This is a genomic window from Amphritea atlantica (assembly GCF_024347255.1).
GTDB classification, from domain to species: Bacteria; Pseudomonadota; Gammaproteobacteria; order Pseudomonadales; family Balneatricaceae; genus Amphritea; species Amphritea atlantica.
On sequence record NZ_AP025284.1, the window covers coordinates 826677 to 846353 of the forward strand.

The window sequence follows — 19677 nt, forward strand, 5'->3', positions numbered from 1 at the left end:
TAAAAGGATTTTGACATGCTTCCGATGTTTTATAATCAGCTAACCGCAGTTAGCACCGCAGCACATACCGACCTGAACATAGAGATCACCGATTACCGGTTTGCCGGGTCGGCTAATATTATTCCCGTTGGGATTTCTGAGTTTGGTCAACTGCTATCCCATTACCCCATCGTATTTATAAAAGCAGACTCAGGGTATACACCTGTTGCTGTGGTTGGCACCGAAGCCGGGCACAATCAATTTGTGAATGATGAAGGTGAATGGTTGGCACCCTATCTGCCCGCCTATGTCCGCCGTTACCCCTTCACGGTTGCCTCAGTATCAGAGCAGAGCCAGAACCTGACAATCTGTATCGATGAAACCTATCCGGGATGTAATCGTGAAGGGCGTGGGAACGCTCTGTTCAATGAAGATAAAAGTCAGTCGGGCTATTTACAGACGATCAGCCAGTTTCTGCAACAGTTTGAACTGGACTTCAGGCGTAACCGGATTTTCACTGAGAAACTGGTCGAGTTGGACCTCCTGGAGTCAACCGAAGCGACGTTTACCGCACAGGGTGAAGAGAAGGGACGTAAGCTGGACGGCTTCTTTGTAGTCAATCGGGAACGGTTGAAGCAGCTGGATCCTTCTGCATTGCAGGAACTGAATAAAACAGGTGCACTGGAACTCATCTATCTGCATCTTGCGTCGCTGTCCTGTTTCTCTAATCTGTTTAACTTAAGCCTGTCAGATCGCTGAGTCAGGGTCGGTTATGGGAATTATGGAGCAAGACTGGGCAGAAAAGCTCGCCGCTACGCCAATCAGTGCGTCGCAGCCTACCGGACAGGATATCCAGCATGAGGATATCTATTCGGAGCTGGACGATGAGATAAAGAAAGGCGAGGGGATCGATATTCAACCTATCGACTGGACCCGCGTACAGGTGCTTGCAGAGACTATTCTGCGGGAGCATTCAAAAGACCTTCGGGTTGCCAGTCGACTCAGTGTTGCACTTTATTTCAGAAACGGGTTTGCCGGACTGGTGAATGGCCTGGCATTACTGGCCTCAATGCTTGAAGCAGACTACTGGGATAATATTTTTCCAACCCGGCGAAAAAAACCTAATAAGCTTCGGGCTGCTGCGTTTGAATGGTTGGTGAAAAAACTTGAACGCCCATTCAGTGAGCTGCAGATAGACGCAGAGAGTGCCAGTGATGTGGTGCTTTGTGTCGAGCAGTTTAAACGTCTTGAGCTGGCTATTAATCAGCGTTTAGCCGATGACTCGCCATTTCTGTTTGAATTTAAAAATCAGCTGAACCGGTTTAGCCAGGACGCGGAGTACATTCTGGCTGAACAGGAAAAAAAACAGCTTGCCGGTTCAAATGATCCGATTGCCGCAGAACCTGAGCCGGTTGCGGAGCACCCTCAGGAAGTTAAAGAGTCCCCTTCAGCAGAACCAGTATCTCAGAGCAAATCGCCGCCAGCGGAGCCGATTAAAGCCCAGCCACAGTCTGTTGCCTCGACAGCAGATATTGAAAAAGCACTGACAACCAATAACCGGACGGTCGATAAAATATGTCAGCTGTTGCGAGAGCAGCGGATTACCGATCCTTACCCTTATCACCTGCTTCGCACCAGTACCTGGATGATTCTGGAAAAGCTTCCCGCTACCGGTGTTCTGCCAAAGATTCCGTCTGACAGCCGAATTCAGGAGTTGCAAGCGCTTGAACAGGTGGGTAACTGGCAAGTCCTGATTCAGGAGTGCGAGAAAAGCTTTGCTGGTGGTGCGATTTTCTGGCTGGGCCTGCATCGTATGGTCTATCGGGCTTTGCAGGAACTGGGCGCGCCAGACGCCGCCGCTGCGGTGGCGCATAATGTCAGCCATCTGCTTGCCCGGTTTCCTGAGTTCAGCATGAACAAGTTTGCTAACGGCGAAGGGTTTATTGATCCGTTGACCCAGTCGTGGATAGAAACTGAGTTGAACTCCTCTGGCAATAACGAGGTGTCAGACACATCCAAAGGTGCGGAGCCCGAATGGGTTAGTGCTTATGACGATGCCAAGAAGGATGCCTTAAAGGGGCAGTTTGATGTGGGGTTAAAGCGGTTAAGTGACGGAGCAGCCCAGGCTCGTGGTGAACGTCAGCGCTGCTTCTGGCAACTGCAACAGGCCCGCCTCTGCTTTGATGCCGGGCACCTTGAGGTGGCTATGTCGCAGCTGAAGATGTTGCATCAGATGCTGCAGGGGAACGGCCTGGAAAGATGGGAACCGGAGCTTTATCTGAATGTAATTAAACTACTGCTGAGTGGCCACAGTCAGACACAAGCAAAGCAGAAATACACCAAGGAACAGCAGGACGAAGTGGATCAGTTGAGAATGGCGTTATGCCTGATGGATCCACTGAGCGCGCTGGCACTATAACTTATATAAGAGGGATGAGTACTCATGGCTAAAGATGGATCAGTGGCACCGAAGGAGCGGATCAATATCGTCTACAAAGCGGCAACGGGCGATGGCAAGGAAGAGATTGAACTGCCCAATAAGATTGTCATGCTGGGCGATTATACGCTGCGTGAAGAGGAAGAAGATCTGCAGGATCGGGAACTCATCGATATCAGTAAGGATAACTTCTCTGATGTTATGGCCAGTCAGCGTCTGAGTGTGCAGATGACGGTGCCAAATAAGTTATCAGGTGAGGAAGATGCAGAGATCTCAGCTGATCTGTCTTTCAATAATCTGCGGGATTTCGAACCCGAGTCAGTGGTTAAACAGGTGCCGGAACTGGCAAAGCTTCTTGAGCTGCGTGAAGCATTATCCTTTCTTAAAGGGCCGTTGGGCAATGTACCTGCGTTTCGCAAACAGATCGAAGAGCTGTTGGGAGATGATGACTCCCGCAAGAAACTGATGGCTGAACTGGGCATCGATGAAGAGTAATTGCGTCACTGAAACAACACGGTGACCCATGAAGTAAGGGATTGAATTATGTCAGAACAGGAACAGATAGCCGGCCAGGCTGCAGTCGAGTTAACCAGCGAAGGGTCTCTGCTTGATCAGATCATGCAGCAGACCAATATGAAAACCGGAGACGAAGCTTATGATGTTGCCTCTAAAGGGGTGCAGGCGTTTATAGCTGAGATCTTGAAATCCGGAGAGAAGAGCGATCGCATCCGCAAACAGCTGGTTGATGAGATGATTGCTTCCATCGATGAGAAGCTGAGTTTGCAAGTGGATGAGATTCTCCACAATGACTCGTTTCAGAAGCTGGAGTCAGCCTGGCGTGGGCTTAAATTTGTTGTTGACCGCACAGACTTTCGGGAAAATAACCGCATACAGTTACTGAATGTATCCAAAGATGATCTGGCGATGGACTTTGAAGATGCGTCAGATATTACTGAAACCGGTTTGTACAAGAAGGTTTATACTGCGGAGTTTGGGCAGCACGGCGGTCAACCGGTCAGTGCCATGATTGCAAACTACGAGTTTGATCACAGTGCCCCGGATATCAGCTTACTGCAGAGCGTTGCCAGTGTCGCTACGATGTCTCATGCGCCGTTTATTGCTGCTGCCGCTCCTCAGTTTTTTGGTGTGGATGATATCCAGAAACTGCCTAACCTGAACGATATCGCGTCAATTTTTGAAGGTCCGCAATACGCTAAATGGCGCTCATTCCGTGAAAGTGAGGATGCCCGTAGTGTTGGCCTGACGATGCCCCGTTTCCTGTTACGTCTGCCCTATGACGAGAGTGACAATCCGGTAAAAGCATTTAAATACAATGAAAGTATCTCTGGCGATCATAAGAACTATCTCTGGGGTAATACCTCATTCTCGTTCGCCACACGGCTGACAGAGAGTTTTGCAAAATATCGCTGGTGCCCCAATATCATCGGGCCTCAAAGCGGTGGTGCTGTGGATGATCTGCCACTGCATCACTACGAGGCAATGGGACAGATTGAAACCAAGATTCCGACCGAAGTACTGGTCTCTGACCGCCGTGAATTCGAGCTGGCCGAAGCGGGTTTTATCCCTCTGACGTTCCGTAAAGGCAGTGATAATGCGGCATTCTTCTCCGCCAACTCGGTACAGAAACCTAAATTCTTTGGTGTCAGCAAAGAGGGTAAGCAGGCTGAGATGAACTATAAGCTCAGCACTCAGCTGCCCTATATGTTTATCGTTAATCGTCTGGCCCACTACATAAAGGTATTGCAGCGGGAAAACATTGGCAGTTGGAAAGAGCGTAATGATCTGGAAGAGGAACTGAATGTCTGGATCCGCCAGTTCGTTGCCAATCAGGATGGCGCCAGTGCTGACGTTCGCAGCAAACGACCTTTGCGTGAAGCTTCAATCCAGGTGTCTGATGTAGAAGGCGAGCCAGGATTCTACAAAGTCTCTCTCCATGTCCGTCCTCACTTCAAGTATATGGGTGCTGATTTCACGCTGTCCCTGGTGGGCAAGCTGGATAAGTCCTGATCGATTAATGATGCTTGACAGAACCGCTCTCGTCAGAGGGCGGTAAGGATACAGCTATGTTGCACTACACGCTTCTACAACGCGTAGCACTAGGCGATGAAGGGGCTAAGCTTTCGCTCGATGTGAATGAAGATAAGCTGCGTGAATCGGTTCAGATGCATTTGCAGAATATGTTCAACGTACGTCAGGGCAGTGTGACCGCATTGGATGATTATGGCTTACCGGATTTTAACGATCTGGATATGAGTAGCGGCTATATGAAAGCTGTGACTGAGATGCGTAAAGCGATCAAGCTGGCGCTTGAAAAATATGAGCCCCGCCTTGACCGGGTCCGGGTCCGTTATCTGCAAAATGATGATAACCCACTCGATCTTAGGTTTGAGATCAATGCCCATATGGCGATTCCTGAAAGTCCGGTCAGGGTTCGTTTTCAAACAATGATGGCGAACGACGGTCTGTGTAAGGTAGTCGGATAAGATGGCGTTTAATAAGTATTATCAGGATGAACTTTCATATCTGCGGGATATGGGGGCAGAGTTCTCACGACAAAATCCGGGCTTATCAAAGTTTCTGTCAGAAGAGGGAAATGATCCGGATGTGGAGCGGCTGTTCGAGGGCGTTTCCTTTCTGACCGGCCGCTTGCGACAGAAGCTAGATGATGAATTGCCCGAAGTGACCCATGCGTTACTTGGATTGCTATGGCCGCACTACCTGCGGCCACTACCCTCGATGAGTGTGCTTGAATTTAAACCGGTTGAGAACGCGCTGATTGAAGGGAAACGGATCGCCCGTGGTGAAGAGGTGCAATCTGTTGAGGTGGAAAATACCAGTTGCCGGTTTCGCAGTTGCTATGATGTGGATATTTATCCGATCGAACTGGATCAACTGACCTCAACTAACCAGAGCGATGGGGCGACGCTCACACTGAATTTTCAGATAGAGCCAGGCGCCGCGTCAGAAAATCTTGGTCTGGATAAACTGCGGCTTTTCCTCCACGGTGATCGCGAGATGCATATCAGTCAGGGGCTTTATCTCTGGTTGTTTCGTTATCTGGATAAGCTGGAACTTGGTGTGCATTTTCGTTCAGGGGAACAGACCCGTGTTCAGCTGGGGGCTAAATCGGTTACTCCGGTAGGGTTTGCTGATGATGAAGCGCTATTGCCCTACACCAATCGCTCATTTAATGGATACCGTTTGCTACAGGAATATTTTAGCCTTCCTGAAAAGTTTCTCTTCGTTGATATTAATAATCTGAGTGAGCATCTGCAGGCTCCAATGATCGAATCATTCAGCCTGACATTTAAGTTTAATCGTAAGTTTGATTCACAGCTGCGGCTTCAGAAAGGCCATGTCAGGCTTCACTGCACGCCGATCATCAATCTGTTTAGCGCAGATGCAGACCCTATTCGGGTTGATCACCGACGGCAGGAGTATATGATTCGCCCCGCCTATGAGAAGCAGGAGCATATCGAGCTTTTTTCAATCGATCATGTCAGCGGGAGCCTGCGGGGTCAGAGCAAGCGGTATCATTATCCAGCGTTTGAGAGCTTTGATCATGAGATCCGCAGCGACAGAGATGACAAACAGGTGTTTTTTTCACTCAAACGGCGCCTGTCTACATTGCAGAGTGGTCTTGATAGCTTTATCAGCTTTGTTCATGTGGATAGCCGGGATACTGTGCCGCCAACCGAAACGGTATCGATGGAACTGACCTGTACAAACCGGAAACTTCCCGAGGTTTTACGGGCGGGGGATATTATCTATCCGACGGCGGACTCGATTGAGTTCGCCTCATTTCGCAATATCACCCGGGTGACAAATGCCCTTCAGCCACCGCTTCGCGATGGCTTGCATTGGCAGCTGATTTCGCAGATGGCGCTTCATTACCGTTCATTATCACGGCTGGATTCACTGCGCACTCTGCTGGCCTGTTACGATTTTCGGGCCTTTTTTGATCGCCAGGCCGAGCGTGCCAGCCAACAGATGCTGGAAGGTATTCAGAGTATATCCACCACTACCCGGGACCGGATTATCAAAGGGGTCCCCGTGAGAACACTGCAGACAAAACTGCAGCTCAGAGAGAGTAAGTTTGGTGCTAAAGGTATTCAGGGTGAGAGCACGATGTTTTTGTTTGCCTCGGTACTGAACGGATTTTTCAGTCAGTATGCAAATATCAACGCCCATCATGAACTGGAAGTTGAAGGGTTGGACAACGGAGAGATCTACCGATGGCAGATTCAGAGCGGTCAGCATTTCTTACTCTGAGTAATGAATTGCAGCGGGCTGCCCATAGCTTTGAATTTTTCAAAGCGGTCAATCTGCTGGAATCGTTTCACACTGGTGCCCGGGTAGGACATCAGGGGCCGGTCGCTAGCGAAGCGATCCGCTTCAGGGGACATCCAAGCCTGGCTTTTCCAGCCTGCGATATTCAGCATGCGGGTATCAGCCGCCAGGGACAGCTGGAGCTGCAGAATAATTTTATAGGTTTGTATGGGCCGGCATCACCGCTGCCGGCACATGTGACGGAATCGATCATTGCAGAACAGGTGCAGATTGAGAATCAGGAACTGACAGAGTATTTCCTCACCTCGGAACAGCAGATCAGAGCGTTGCGCGATCATCGGCTGGATATATCCAGTCTGGTGCTTCGGGCGGCTGAATATAAACAGCAGATTCGAGCGGGCGTTCTCAGTGCCAGAGCGCTCAACAATGATGAGCTGGAACAACTGGTCCATGGTGAAAGTCTACAGGAGCTGCTGAGTCCGGTAGAACTGACGAGTTTCAGGAACGGGCAGTTAGTGATTCAGGTTTTTGAACTGCCGACATCCCGTCAACGGGATTTTCTGGATCTGTTCAATCACCGGCTGACAGCATTTTTATACCGTATCTGGCATAAATACCGGCCGGCCTTGCAGTACCAGCCAGAGGCCCGGAATGATTTTTCAGAGTGGCTGTTTGCTCTTATGGGCGCACCCGAAAAAGCGTATAGAGAGGAATCTGCTATCAACTGGCCCCGGCTGCTTGGATTTTCCGGCTTGATGGCGATGCAGGGTAACTCTGCCAGTGTTATGCGTCAGGTCGTTAGTGGTTATTTTAATAATGTGCCGGTACAGATTACTGAACATGTGGAGCGCTGGGCTTCAGTACCTGACGAACAAAAGAACCGCTTAGGGCTGGGGCCTAGTCTGTTGGGCGAAGATATAACCCTCGGCAGCCGGGTAAAAGATTTTAACAGTAAGTTTATCGTGCAGATGGGGCCGCTTGTGTATTCACAATTTGCTGATTTTCTGCCGAATGGGGCTCACTATGCAGCCCTGAAAGAGATGATTCTGATGTTGATGCCAGAACAGCTCTGCTTTGATATTAAACTGGTGTTACAGGGCGATCAGGTACCCGAATCTACTCTGGGAGGTGAAGCAGGCTGCTATCTGGGCTGGTCTGGCTGGCTGGGTAATCCTGGTTCTCATGATCGTAATGTCATACTACATGGTATTGGTTAACCGGTTCAGACACGAGAGTACTGAACTGCAACAGGGACGTAATGATGGAAAAAATTCAGCTTAAATCATTGGTTGAGCGACTCAACAGCAACTGCACCCGAGCCCTTGAGGCTGCCGCAGGGCTCTGTGTTTCTCAGGAAGGCTATGAAGTCAGTGTGGACCACTACCTGATGAAGCTGCTCGAAGAGGAAAATGACCTTGCCCGGATTCTGGTGCACTACGAAATTAATGTTGTTCATTTTGTAAAGCGCATTCAGCACAGCATCGAACTGGATAAAAAAGGTCATCAGGGTAAACCGGTATTTTCGTCGGCTCTGGTGGGCTTGCTGGAGGATGCCTGGTTGATTGCATCGCTGGAGCTGGGCGCCGCTGAGGTTCGTAGTGGGCATTTGGTGATGGCCATTCTCGCTAATCAGCGCCGTCATGGTATGGCAAGCTACGTCGATGATCTTAGCAGTGTGCCGTATGATGACCTCAAAACACACTATCATACAGTGACCGAAGGGTCCTGCGAGATTAACCTGAGCACAAACAAAGGGTCGGTCGCATCTGCTGTGGCCGAAGCTGATCTGAGTGTGTTGGACAAATACTGCACCAATCTGACGGCCAAAGCCCGGGATGGCGAAATTGATCCGGTATTTTGTCGCGATGTTGAAATCCGACAGATGATCGATATTCTGGGCCGCCGTAGAAAGAATAATCCGATCTGTGTCGGTGATGCCGGGGTAGGCAAAAGTGCCGTGGTCGAGGGCCTGGCCCTGAAAATTGCGCAGGGTGAGGTGCCTGATGTGCTGGCTGGCGTAGAGCTCTACGGCCTTGATCTTGGCTTATTACAGGCGGGTGCCAGCGTTAAAGGGGAGTTTGAAAATCGTCTGAAAGGGGTGATTAACGCGATTAAATCATCGCCTAAACCGATCGTTCTGTTTATTGATGAAGCGCATACGCTTATCGGTGCCGGAGGCTCGGCTGGCAGTGGTGATGCCGCCAATCTGCTTAAACCTGCGCTGGCCCGTGGAGAGTTGCGCACAGTGGCCGCAACAACCTGGTCAGAATATAAAAAATATTTCGAAAAAGACCCCGCACTGGCGCGCCGCTTTCAGCTGGTTAAGCTGGATGAACCCACAGTCGAGCAGGCGGTGGTGATTATCCGCGGGCTGCGTCAGACCTATGAGGCGGCCCACGGTGTCTATGTCAGGGATGATGCGGTAGAAGCGGCGGCAAAACTGTCATCCCGGTATATCTCGGGTCGCCAGCTACCGGACAAAGCAGTGGACGTTCTCGATACCGCGGCGGCGCGGGTAAAGATCAGCATCACCGCCAAGCCGGATGCAATTGATGATCTGGAACGTGTGATTCAGACCCTGGAACGCGAGTTACACGCACTGTCCCGTGATATCTCCAGTGATGTGCTGGCAGATGAGGGACAAATCGATGCCTTAGCACTGCAGATCGATGCGCATCAGACCGAACTGGAGACTTTACTGCTGCAATGGCAATCCGAGCAGGAGCTGGTGAACACGATAGTACAGCTTCGTCAGACACTGGCTCAGCATCGGGAGCAGAGTGTTGACGCGGATCCGCAAGCCGAACAATCGTTACGCCAGGAAATCAGTGAAAAAGTCGCCGCACTGAGCGAGCTGCAACAGGATAATCCATTGATTCATTATGAGGTCTCGCCGGATGTTGTCGGCCGGGTTATTGCTGACTGGACCGGTATCCCACTGGGTAAGATGGTGCGTGATGAGGCCCAGAGTGTGTTGAGCTTTAATCAGCAGCTCCAGCAACGGATCAAAGGACAGAACCACGCCATTGATGCCATTGATCAGGGGGTTCGTGCAGCTAAAGCCGGGGTGAATAATCCGGAAACCCCGATGGGGGTATTTCTGTTTGTTGGCCCCAGCGGGGTCGGGAAAACAGAGGCGGCTATCGGGGTTGCCGATCAGCTATTTGGTGGAGATCGCTTCCTGACCTCAATTAACATGTCAGAGTTTCAGGAGAAGCATTCAGTCTCTCGTCTGATCGGTTCACCGCCTGGTTATGTTGGTTATGGTGAAGGTGGTTTACTGACTGAAGCGGTTCGGCAAAAGCCTTACTCAGTTGTCTTGCTGGATGAGGTAGAAAAAGCAGACCTCGAAGTGATGAACCTCTTCTATCAGGTATTCGATAAAGGGATGCTCTCCGATGGTGAAGGTCAACTGGTGAATTTTCGCAATACCATTGTGTTCCTCACCTCCAATCTGGCCACCGATATCATCACGGATCTGTGCGCCGATGGGCATCGTCCTTCAAAAGAGGAATTAATCGACGCAATTCGTCCTGTCCTCAGTGCCCACTTTAAGCCCGCGTTACTGGCGCGGATGCAGATTGTTCCATTCTACCCCATTGCCTCTGAGGTGATGGGTGATATCGTGCGCATCAAGCTGGATAAGCTGGTGCAACGTTTAGCCAGTAGTCAGAAGCTGGTATTGAATTACACAGATCAGGTGGTGGAGACCATCGCTCAACGCTGCACAGAGGTTGAGACCGGAGCCCGGAATATTGATCATATTCTTAACGGTACACTGCTGCCTCAGATTGCCACTGAAGTGCTGGAAAGGATGACGGAGGAGACCCGTTATACGCACCTTCTGCTCGATATCGATGCTGACGGCGGGTTCACGCTTAGCTTTGGTAATGAATATAACCCACCGGTTGCAGATGATGATTCTGACCTACTACTGGCGGAAGAGAGTGCAGAAACAGAAGTGCCTGTAAATGATTGAACAGAGTATTGAAGATTCCCTGCTGGCTCTGGAAGAGCTGGTGCAGATCAATCTCAGTATCACCCGGGAGAAGGATCTGCATCTGTTGCTGGACAAAATTCTCACGGCGGCTCGCAAACTGACCGCGGCTGAAGCCGGCTGCATCTATATTCTTGACCGGACAAAACGTTATCTGCATCCGGAAGTGGTTCAGGGCGATTATCTGCAAAGCAGTGCTGTGCCACTGCAAAAAGTCGATCTGCGACCGGATCGTCGACCCAATATGGAAGAGATTGCTGCTTATACGGCGCTGTCGGGGCAGATCGTCAATATCAGCGATGCCTACGCCTACAGCGGCTTTAACTTTGATGATCTGTATCACCGTGATCGTCTGAGTGGTATCCGCACCCGCTCGCTGATGGTGATCCCCCTGACCGACTATGAAGGGGTTAGTCTGGGGGTGATGCAACTGTTCAATCGCCGGGTCAGTGAGAAAGGGGATGTGGAAGCGTTTCCGGCAAAACTGGAAGCCTTTGTCCGGGCCTTTGCTGTACAGGCTGTAGTGGTCGCTGAAAACACCCGCTTACTGGCAGAGAACCGAAATCTGATCGTGCAGCTGGATGAAACCAACCAGGTGCTCCAGATTGAGAACGAAGAGCTGCGCAACCGAATGAGCGGTAAGCTGAAAGTCGATGAGATCGTCGGTCAGTCAGTGGCGATGCAGCAGGTATTCAGTCTGATTGAGAAAATTGCTGACTCCACCGCTACCGCCCTGATTCAGGGGGAAACCGGCACCGGAAAAGAGCTGATCGCCGCCTGCATCCACCGCAACGGCCCCCATCGTGATGGGCCGTTCATTGCGCAAAACTGTGCTGCGCTACCAGAAGAGCTGCTGGAAAGTGAGCTGTTTGGTTATCGTAAAGGCGCATTTAGTGGTGCAACCCAGAACAAAAAAGGGCTGATTGAAGCGGCAGAAGGGGGCACGCTGTTTCTCGATGAAATTGGCGATATGCCGCTTAAACTCCAGGCAAAACTGCTGCGGGTTCTGCAGGAAAGAGAGGTGCGGCCACTGGGGGCTCTGGAGAGTATTCCGGTGAATGTCCGCATTCTGGCGGCCACCCATCAGGATCTGCCTAAACTGATCGCTCAGGGAAGTTTTCGTGAAGACCTGTTCTACCGATTGAACGTTTTTCCCATAGCGTTGCCGGCACTGCGGGAAAGACGTGAAGATATTCCCGCACTGGTGCATCACTTTATCGGTCAGTTCAGCGGTCAGTATGGCAAAGCGATCAGCGGTATTAAGCCACAAGTGCTTGATCTGATTCAGAGTCTGCCCCTGCCAGGCAATATCCGAGAGTTGAGAAATATCATTGAACGGGCTGTGTTACTGGCCGATCAGGACGGAGTGATTGAACCGCAGCACATGCCTGGGTATGAAACCAGTAGTCTGCCGGTGACCCCGCTGGAACAGGAACTGGAAAACGGTGCCAGTCTGAAAGATATTATGGGCCGTCTGGAAGCTCGGGTGATCGCCCGCCATCTGCAACGTCATAATGGCAACCAGACCCGCACAGCCGATGCGCTAGGGGTATCCCGTCGCTCACTGGTGGAAAAACTGGGACGTTATGATCTGCGGGAACCATCCCGGTCATAGCATCACCACTGTCTGTCTCAGGGAGAGAAAATGCAGCAGGATATATTGACACTTCAGATTGAAAAAGGGGTCATGCGGATTATCATCGGTGTTGTATTGGTGATTTTTAGCGCACCTGCGGGGTTCCCTTTAAATTTAATTACACTGGTTGGCTTAGGACTGTGTGTTGGCAAAAGTGAGATCCTTATTAACCGGTCGGAGCGGCTGGTTAACCGGCGTTTCAGGGTATTTGGGCTGTCACTTTTCAAACGCAGTGATCCATTTCCCAATGTTGCAAAAATCAGAACCTATTGTGAGCAGAGAAAAAAACCAAACGACAGACGGGCTTATACCGTTTGTATAGTGGCGTTTATATCGGATGACGATCAGCACTATAGTCTTTATGAGAGTGCTGACCCGGTGGTGATTCGCCGACTGGCAGAGACCGCTGCGAAATTCTTTGATGTCAGCATCTATGATTCACTGGATGGGACGGAGCAACTCAGAACACCCGACTCGGTGGATAAGAAAATTTTTGCTGAATCGGCCCCCGATAAAATGAATACACAGGCGTACCGTGAGAAAACCTATCGGGGTTACGTTCGCAGCAGAGATCTTCTTGATGTCAGAGCCAGAGAGAAGCGTGTCTTAAAGCTACCGCTTCATCAGGGGTGGGGGACGGTATATATCTATTTGGGGCAGTTAATTTTTGTCAATCTCCTGTTAGGTCTTCTGTTTGTTGCAACCTGGTCTGAAAGTTTCGCCGTTGTCGATGCAATCGTTTCACTGTTTATTATTTTGTTCCTGCTGGATGCGATATCAGTGCGTCTCTTCCAACCGGAAATAACGATCTCTGGTAAGCAGCTCCGTTATCGCAGCAGTTATTTTTTAAGAGCCAACAAGGTCCCTGTTGCTGAGATTGAAGAGGCCTATATTGATAATGGAAATATCATTATCCGAACGGATAAAAAGACGTTAAGTATCGCTTACGCAGGCGATAATACAGACGATTTTTTTGCCCGTTTTCTCAGGATAATGCCTGGCAGCAAGGAGGCTGAACATGTTTAAAGTCTTTTTTGGCGTAGTCACAATTCTGCAGCTTGTATATTTTGTTTATGTTGGTGAAAAGATAGATTTTGTTCTGCAGGCTGAAGCTATCCAGGGACAGGTTGTGAATGTGGTTGACCAACAAACTAATACCTATAGCCCCAGAGTTGAATACCGGCCGCCGAATGGTGAGGTTTACTATGTCCCTTCGCACAGTTTTTTGTCAGGTCTGCAGGAACAAGCCGGGGAGTTTATTAAGGTTTACTATCTTCCGGACCAGCCGGCAGAGTCACTCGCCGCAAGCTATATGTGGTCACTTCCTGCGTTGCTGTTGCTGCTCCTGATTTTCATCTGGATTCCGGTTTTAGCCCTGGGGTTCTTTAAATGGCAAAGCGCAAAAATGCAACGGTATTTCGACGAAAATAGCGGTATGACAACAACCGAAGAGTTTGATACGCAAGCGATGTCTGAAGCTGAACGTAATGAGTTGTTTGAACAGCTACAGCTGCCAGAAGATATGCGGGATAGCTTTGTAAACCGCGGGGGACATATCTCTGTTACGCGGTCTGAAGCAGACATTTAACGGTTAACTATCACTAGGTGGCACAGCACTTGCTGTAAAGTCGGGTGGTTGTCACAAAGGTCTGGCGTTCGGCAGGCTCAATAAAAGAGAACACAGCAAAGGATTGAGTTATGGTGTTTTTAAAGGCGAACGAAGAGCGCTTTTTCTTTCAGCTACAGGATACAGACGATTCAGAACAGTTCAGTCTGGTGCGGCTTAACGGCGCAGAGGAGATCTCGGCGCTGTTTGAGTTTGCCATCGAAGTGGTCTCAGATGATGGCGATATCGATTTCGCTACCCTGATTGGCCAGCCAGCATTCGTTACCCTGTTGGATCAGACCGATGGTAGTGAAGAGCTCACCCGCTATATTCACGGCATGGTCTCTGAAGTGAGCCTCGGTGATCAGGGGGTTAACCAGAGCACCTACCATATCCGCCTGGTGCCTAAAATCTGGGCACTGCAGCACCGGCAGAACAGCCGGATCTTCCAGTTCCAGAATGTGCAAACCATCATCCAGATCATTCTGACGGATGCCGGGCTGAACACCGATGAGTTCCGTTTTGATCTGCTCAAAAGCTATCCCGATTATGACTACTGCGTGCAGTACCGGGAAACTGAGCTGGACTTTATTCAGCGACTGCTGGCTGAAGAGGGGATACATTATTACTTCGAACATAGCGACGAAGGCCATGTGCTGGTGTTCAGCGATACCTCCGGCTCTAACCCCGCCATCAGCGGTGATCCGCTACTGGACTGTTTTCACGACAGTCAGGGGGCGGTGCGTGAACAGCATATCTTCAGCTTCAGTTACAGCGAATCGATTGTTCCGGGAAAAGTGACCCTGCGGGATTTTGATTTTAAAAAGCCCAACCTCAAACTGGAATCCGCGAAATCGGGCGAGCTGGATGTGCCGCTGGAGATCTATGACCACCCGGGCCGTTTTATCGATTCAGGCCGGGGCAATAATAACGCCCTGATCCGGTTGGAATCTCTCAACCGTTACCGTCAAATGGCTAAGGGCAGCAGCGATGTTAACCGGATGACCCCGGGTTACAGTTTTGAACTCACCGGGCACGATCGGGATGCACTCAATAGTGAGTATTTGATTGCGCGGGTTGAGCATGAATGTTCTCAGCCTCAGGTGCTGGAAGTGGGAGCCTCGACCGAGGGCAGCCAGTATAGTAATAGCTATCTCTGTGTTCCCTTCGAGGTGCCATTCCGTCCAACGACGGAAGTAAAGTCTCCCCATGTGGAAGGCACCCAGACCGCGACGGTCACTGGTCCCGAGGGCGAAGAGATCTACACCGATGAGCATGGCCGCATTAAGGTTCAGTTCCACTGGGATCGCGAAGGCCAGGGTAATGAGACCAGCTCCTGCTGGATCCGGGTGAGTCAGTCCCATGCCGGTGGTAGCTTTGGTGGCATGTTTATTCCCCGTATCGGCGAAGAGGTGATTGTTGATTTCCTCGAAGGCGACCCGGATAAACCGCTGGTGATTGGTCGGGTGTATCACGGCCTTAACCGTCCGCCGTACAAACTGCCGGAACATAAAACCCGCAGCACCATTAAGACCAACTCCAGCAAAGGCGGCGATGGTTTTAATGAGATCCGCTTTGAAGATAAAAAGGGTGAAGAGCAGGTCTTCTATCACGCTGAAAAAGATGTTGATCAGCGAACCAAAAACGATCACCGCAGCTGGCTGGGTAATGACCGGCATAAAATTGTCGAAGGCAAAGTTTATAGCGAATATCGCAGCGATGAGCACCACCTGACACAGGGCGATCAGTTTCAGCAGGTCAATCAAAACCAGCACATCACTATAGATCAGAACCTGCAGCTCTCTGTAGGGCAAAAAAGCCATCTCTATGCCGGGCAGCAGATCCACCAGAAAGCCGGACAGAAAATCTATATTACCGCAGGCACTGAGATTGTCCTGAAAGCAGGCAGCGGTATGGTCAAGCTGGATCCTTCCGGGGTCACCATTACCGGTGCCAGCATTAAACTGAACTCCGGTGGCGGCGGCGGAAGTGCGGCAAAAGCATCACCGACCCCGCCAACGCCGCCGGTTGAAGCGCAATCGGATGTCGCCGGATTTGTTTCAGAAGCAAAACAACCGGAACCTGAATGGTCACCTTTACCGGCGTTTAAATATCAGGATATGGCTAAAAGCGGCGAAACTGTTGTGCATGAGTGTTGCAGTGAAAGCGGTGACAGTTGCCCTATCCATGGAAATAAAGGGGCATGAGACAACTTATGGACAGCAGTCAGCTCAGCTATTTTATTATTGATAAGGCTCAGCAACCGGATATCGGTGTGCACTGGTATCAGCATGATACTTTTAATGAAGGTGTTCATTTCATGCTGTTTAGTGGCACGAAATACGCGCAACTGGAAGATGTTGGCCCACAACTGTTTGCTATTGATCAGGACCACCCGGTCTGTCAGGTGATGGAAAAGCTGATGGAGACCTCTCCTATTGGCTGTCGGTTTAGCAGTCATCTGTCCATCGATGAGGTGATCGCACGATGCCGCTGGATGTTGCAGATAGAAACAGATTTTGGTCCCGCTCTAAACCGCTTTTATGAACCCCGGGCGATGCTGGCGACATGGGAAGTATTGGGCGATGAACGCTGGTGGCACTATTGGCAGATAGCACAAGAGGTGAGTTGGTTTGATGAAGAGTGGCATCAACTTAAACGACCTGAAGCTCTGCCGGTTTGTGTTGAGCCGCCCGAGAAACCATTTGTGATTCTTCAACAACAGTTCGATGAGATTGATCAGCACCGGGCGGGCCGCTTTGTCAGCAAAATGACCGCTTATTATCAGAGTCACCTGCCCGAAGGGGTTGATCCCGAGCCCTGGGTCGCAGGTGTTCTGGAGGTTGCCAGGGAGCATGAGATGGCAACCCGCGAACTGCAGGAAGCCTGGCTGCGCACCGCCATAACGGAAGGGGAACATTTTATGCGGCGGCCTGATATTGCCGAAGTACTGGCTCATACCGAGTATATCCCCAGCCAGCGTTGGCAGCATGTACAGCAGCTATTGTCGGGTTTACCCGGTTCTGTTACCTGACACGCAGCTTGAATAGATTGATTCGTAACCTATAACAGTGATAACCCGTTACAACAGGGAATGTTATGTCTGATTATATAATCCGTTCAGGCGATACCTTAAGCCAGATAGCGGCCCGTAATAAAGTAAGCCTGAGTCAGCTACTCGACCTCAATCCGGAATATCGGCACAACCCTGATCTTATCTATCCGGGGCAAAGCATCAGGCTGTCACAACAGAGTCAGACTGCAGTGGCAGTTGATGATAAAAATATGAGCAGCAGTGAAAAAGCAGCAGAGGAGCTGCCGCCAGCTCAATGCCAGGGAGATAAAACAAACGATCAGACGACCAAAAAAGGTTCGTGTCAGGAGAAAGTTTCAGATCTGGTACATCTTACAGGAGAGGGTGATACTTTCTACGCACTTTCGCCAGAGGCGTTGACTGAATTGAATACGGAGATCGATTTTGTTGAGAATCTGATGGCGGACTATCGAAGCATTGTTTCAGACAGTGCAGACACCGCGAGTCAGACGCTTCAGGGGCATGACCAGGTAGCTGAAGCAAAGAAAGCCTGGTTGGAAAAAGCCCGGGATAACGGTCTGATGTGTACATCAGAGGCGTTAAATACGGTGTCACCTGAGGACATTGCTAAGACCAGTGCAGAAGATAAAGCCGGCTTAATAGCGCAACTAAAAAAAGAACGGGAGGCTGTTGAGAGATTTAGCCCTGGATTGTTGGACAGCAATAACTGGGAGGATAACTGTGCAAAGCTTCGGGCTGCACGGCTTAAGATCATTGATCAGGAACTGGCATTACTGAATGGTACAGATCCCGCTGCAGCCAAAACAGCTGGTGATACCAAAACCAATGCCCAGTTTATGTCTAAAAAATATGATCTGGCCGAATCAAAAGGTAAGTATCAGCATAAAGCTTCTATTCAAACTACTAAAACTGGTTTTCTGATTCAGGAAGTTACTCTGCTGAGTAAACCGGATAAGTTTTACTATGTACGAAGTGCTTTTGCTGCTGATGTAGTCGAAAAACGTTGGGCTGCCGGACGATTAAAGCTTTCGGTTAATGTAAAAAAACAACTGGCTTCCGATTCCAAAATTCCAGCTGAGAAGAAAGCCAAAGCCCTGCTTGACGATATTAAAACAGGGATTAAAGACGACTGGGATAAGTCTGCGCTGGAAACACTTGAAGCTAAATTCTGGGAATGGAAAGCGCCGGATGATTGCCTGTTCAACTCCTGGCATACGGAGTTATTAAATTATGACTCTTCTGCGGGTAAAAATCCCGGTGATACCGTGATGGCGGTGACAGCAGAGGCCCATGCACTGCGTTTTGCTGCCGCGGCAAGTGCCTCCGTTTCAGGCTTTAATCCTAAAAAGCTCCAGATGAATATGGGCGCCAAATTTGAGACGGCTGTTTCATTGGTTGAGGGCTCAGTAGGGGCAAATATCTATCTGCCAAATGATGGGGGTTATAACTGTATTATCAGTTATAACAACGCCAGCGGTGAAGAGGTGCTGCATGAGTTCGGGGCTTTCCGGCTGAAGGGGGCTGTAACCCTCTCGTGCTTTGCTGGTGCAAGAGTCAGTGCTAACGGTGAAGTTAAGCTGGATGCCTCAGGCCTGAAAAAGAAAGAGGTGAGTTCTGGCGCCAGTGCCCTGATGTCGCCGTCCGTCCATGTTGAGAGCACCCCGCAGCAGGGCGTTACTCTGAAAGGGGAGGCGTTTGCCGGGGTTGATGCGGGAGGTAGTGTCACCGGAGAGCTTGAATGGGAATCCCCACGGGAGCGGAAAAAATGGAAGCAACTGGTTGAGGTTAAGACGGAGGGTGCAGTCTCGTTTGGTATAGGAGCGTCGGGTAGTTTTCATATTCGATTAGCTAGAGGAAAGTTTGAATTACATGTTCAGGGACAGCTGGTTTTTGGCCCCGGTGCGGGTGGGGGCTTCGGCACAACAGTTGATGTTATGAATCTGGCAGAGCTATTTGAGGTGGTTCTGGAAGTGCTGGCCGAAGTGGATTACCGATATATCAATATTATTTCTGAGGATGCATTTAAATATATGGCGATGGGGTTGTTCCGAATGACCCTGGGCGCTGGGCTTGAAGTTTTTGAGGAATTTAAGGACGGGGTGGACGAATTTAAACGTTGGATGGTTAAGCGTAAAGCTGATGAAAAAGAAGCCTTGTCACTGGCCCGCCAAATCAATTTTGGTTTGAAAGTGTTTGATCTGGCCAGACTGCCGCCGCAGACCTCGGGCCCGATTCTATATACATTGGCCAAAAACTGGTCAGTAATTCCAAATCCAATGATCGAGCCTCAGGAGTCCGCTATCGTCAAGGTTTTAAAGCCGATCAGTTCATGGCGACAGTTTATCGAGATACTGGAGCATATGAGCAAAGATGGTGAAAAAGTCGATAGCTTTGCCAGTCTGGAGAAGTTAAACAGTATTCTCGACTGGGGACAGCAGGATCAGTTTAATGAGTGGATTAATAAACTGCAGCATCGGCAACCTGGTGATGGAAAACAGTTTAATGGGCAGGATAAACCCTTTGATCCGGTGACTGGCGGGCTTAAAGTTGCAATTGAAAAGCGTAACAAGATTGCTAGTTCTGGCCAGTTGATGTGCTGGAATGGTGACGATCTTAGTCCTCCAGGGGGAGGGATGTACGCATAGTTATTAACTAA

Annotated in this window: 14 protein-coding genes; all 14 read left to right on the forward strand. The window is 50.0% G+C overall.

The window, feature by feature from the left end:
• Positions 1–15: 15 nt before the first annotated feature.
• The 14 genes from OCU43_RS03755 (at position 16) to OCU43_RS03820 (ending at position 19666) form a co-directional block, all read left to right on the forward strand.
• Positions 16–738: a SapC family protein gene (locus tag OCU43_RS03755; RefSeq protein WP_091362259.1), complete on the forward strand. Its 723-nt coding sequence runs from the start codon at positions 16–18 to the stop codon at positions 736–738.
• A gap of 13 nt (positions 739–751) precedes the next feature.
• Entirely contained in the window at positions 752–2398 is a 1647-nt protein-coding gene (tssA, locus tag OCU43_RS03760; RefSeq protein WP_091362258.1) for a type VI secretion system protein TssA, read from the forward strand.
• Between the two features lie 24 nt (positions 2399–2422).
• Positions 2423–2911 (forward strand): type VI secretion system contractile sheath small subunit, encoded by a 489-nt coding sequence (gene tssB / locus OCU43_RS03765; RefSeq protein ID WP_091362257.1) that lies wholly within the window; start codon positions 2423–2425, stop codon positions 2909–2911.
• A gap of 48 nt (positions 2912–2959) precedes the next feature.
• Positions 2960–4444: a type VI secretion system contractile sheath large subunit gene (gene tssC / locus OCU43_RS03770; RefSeq protein WP_091362256.1), complete on the forward strand. Its 1485-nt coding sequence runs from the start codon at positions 2960–2962 to the stop codon at positions 4442–4444.
• Between the two features lie 56 nt (positions 4445–4500).
• Positions 4501–4920, forward strand: a complete 420-nt coding sequence (gene tssE / locus OCU43_RS03775) for a type VI secretion system baseplate subunit TssE (protein WP_091362255.1) — start codon at positions 4501–4503, stop codon at positions 4918–4920.
• Between the two features lies 1 nt (position 4921).
• The gene (gene tssF, locus OCU43_RS03780) at positions 4922–6709 is read left to right on the forward strand and encodes a type VI secretion system baseplate subunit TssF (protein ID WP_091362254.1); all 1788 of its coding nucleotides are present in this window, start codon (positions 4922–4924) and stop codon (positions 6707–6709) included.
• The gene (tssG, locus tag OCU43_RS03785; RefSeq protein ID WP_091362253.1) at positions 6673–7944 is read left to right on the forward strand and encodes a type VI secretion system baseplate subunit TssG; all 1272 of its coding nucleotides are present in this window, start codon (positions 6673–6675) and stop codon (positions 7942–7944) included. The genes tssF and tssG overlap by 37 nt, the downstream gene beginning before the upstream one ends.
• Before the next feature lie 41 nt (positions 7945–7985).
• Positions 7986–10706 (forward strand): type VI secretion system ATPase TssH, encoded by a 2721-nt coding sequence (tssH, locus tag OCU43_RS03790; RefSeq protein WP_217647490.1) that lies wholly within the window; start codon positions 7986–7988, stop codon positions 10704–10706.
• A complete protein-coding gene (locus tag OCU43_RS03795; protein WP_091362251.1) occupies positions 10699–12339 on the forward strand; it encodes a sigma 54-interacting transcriptional regulator in 1641 nt (546 codons plus the stop codon). Before tssH ends, OCU43_RS03795 begins: the two co-directional genes overlap by 8 nt.
• 30 nt (positions 12340–12369) lie before the next feature.
• Positions 12370–13386, forward strand: a complete 1017-nt coding sequence (locus OCU43_RS03800; protein ID WP_091362250.1) for a hypothetical protein — start codon at positions 12370–12372, stop codon at positions 13384–13386.
• A complete protein-coding gene (locus OCU43_RS03805) occupies positions 13379–13948 on the forward strand; it encodes a DUF3592 domain-containing protein (protein WP_091362249.1) in 570 nt (189 codons plus the stop codon). Before OCU43_RS03800 ends, OCU43_RS03805 begins: the two co-directional genes overlap by 8 nt.
• A gap of 110 nt (positions 13949–14058) precedes the next feature.
• Entirely contained in the window at positions 14059–16173 is a 2115-nt protein-coding gene (locus tag OCU43_RS03810) for a type VI secretion system Vgr family protein (RefSeq protein WP_261832978.1), read from the forward strand.
• Positions 16170–17000: a DUF4123 domain-containing protein gene (locus OCU43_RS03815; protein WP_091362224.1), complete on the forward strand. Its 831-nt coding sequence runs from the start codon at positions 16170–16172 to the stop codon at positions 16998–17000. Before OCU43_RS03810 ends, OCU43_RS03815 begins: the two co-directional genes overlap by 4 nt.
• Positions 17001–17065: 65 nt before the next feature.
• Positions 17066–19666, forward strand: a complete 2601-nt coding sequence (locus OCU43_RS03820; protein ID WP_091362225.1) for a LysM peptidoglycan-binding domain-containing protein — start codon at positions 17066–17068, stop codon at positions 19664–19666.
• The last annotated feature ends 11 nt before the right edge of the window (positions 19667–19677 follow it).

Excerpts from the sequence above, each read along its gene's own strand:
- OCU43_RS03800 (WP_091362250.1), top strand. The coding sequence starts at position 12,370 with ATGCAGCAGGATATATTGACACTTCAGATTGAAAAAGGGGTCATGCGG.
- OCU43_RS03815 (WP_091362224.1), top strand. The coding sequence starts at position 16,170 with ATGAGACAACTTATGGACAGCAGTCAGCTCAGCTATTTTATTATTGAT.
- OCU43_RS03795 (WP_091362251.1), top strand. The coding sequence starts at position 10,699 with ATGATTGAACAGAGTATTGAAGATTCCCTGCTGGCTCTGGAAGAGCTG.
- tssE (WP_091362255.1), top strand. The coding sequence starts at position 4,501 with ATGTTGCACTACACGCTTCTACAACGCGTAGCACTAGGCGATGAAGGG.
- OCU43_RS03755 (WP_091362259.1), top strand. The coding sequence starts at position 16 with ATGCTTCCGATGTTTTATAATCAGCTAACCGCAGTTAGCACCGCAGCA.
- tssB (WP_091362257.1), top strand. The coding sequence starts at position 2,423 with ATGGCTAAAGATGGATCAGTGGCACCGAAGGAGCGGATCAATATCGTC.
- tssA (WP_091362258.1), top strand. The coding sequence starts at position 752 with ATGGGAATTATGGAGCAAGACTGGGCAGAAAAGCTCGCCGCTACGCCA.
- tssF (WP_091362254.1), top strand. The coding sequence starts at position 4,922 with ATGGCGTTTAATAAGTATTATCAGGATGAACTTTCATATCTGCGGGAT.
- tssC (WP_091362256.1), top strand. The coding sequence starts at position 2,960 with ATGTCAGAACAGGAACAGATAGCCGGCCAGGCTGCAGTCGAGTTAACC.
- OCU43_RS03820 (WP_091362225.1), top strand. The coding sequence starts at position 17,066 with ATGTCTGATTATATAATCCGTTCAGGCGATACCTTAAGCCAGATAGCG.
- tssH (WP_217647490.1), top strand. The coding sequence starts at position 7,986 with ATGATGGAAAAAATTCAGCTTAAATCATTGGTTGAGCGACTCAACAGC.
- tssG (WP_091362253.1), top strand. The coding sequence starts at position 6,673 with ATGGCAGATTCAGAGCGGTCAGCATTTCTTACTCTGAGTAATGAATTG.
- OCU43_RS03805 (WP_091362249.1), top strand. The coding sequence starts at position 13,379 with ATGTTTAAAGTCTTTTTTGGCGTAGTCACAATTCTGCAGCTTGTATAT.
- OCU43_RS03810 (WP_261832978.1), top strand. The coding sequence starts at position 14,059 with ATGGTGTTTTTAAAGGCGAACGAAGAGCGCTTTTTCTTTCAGCTACAG.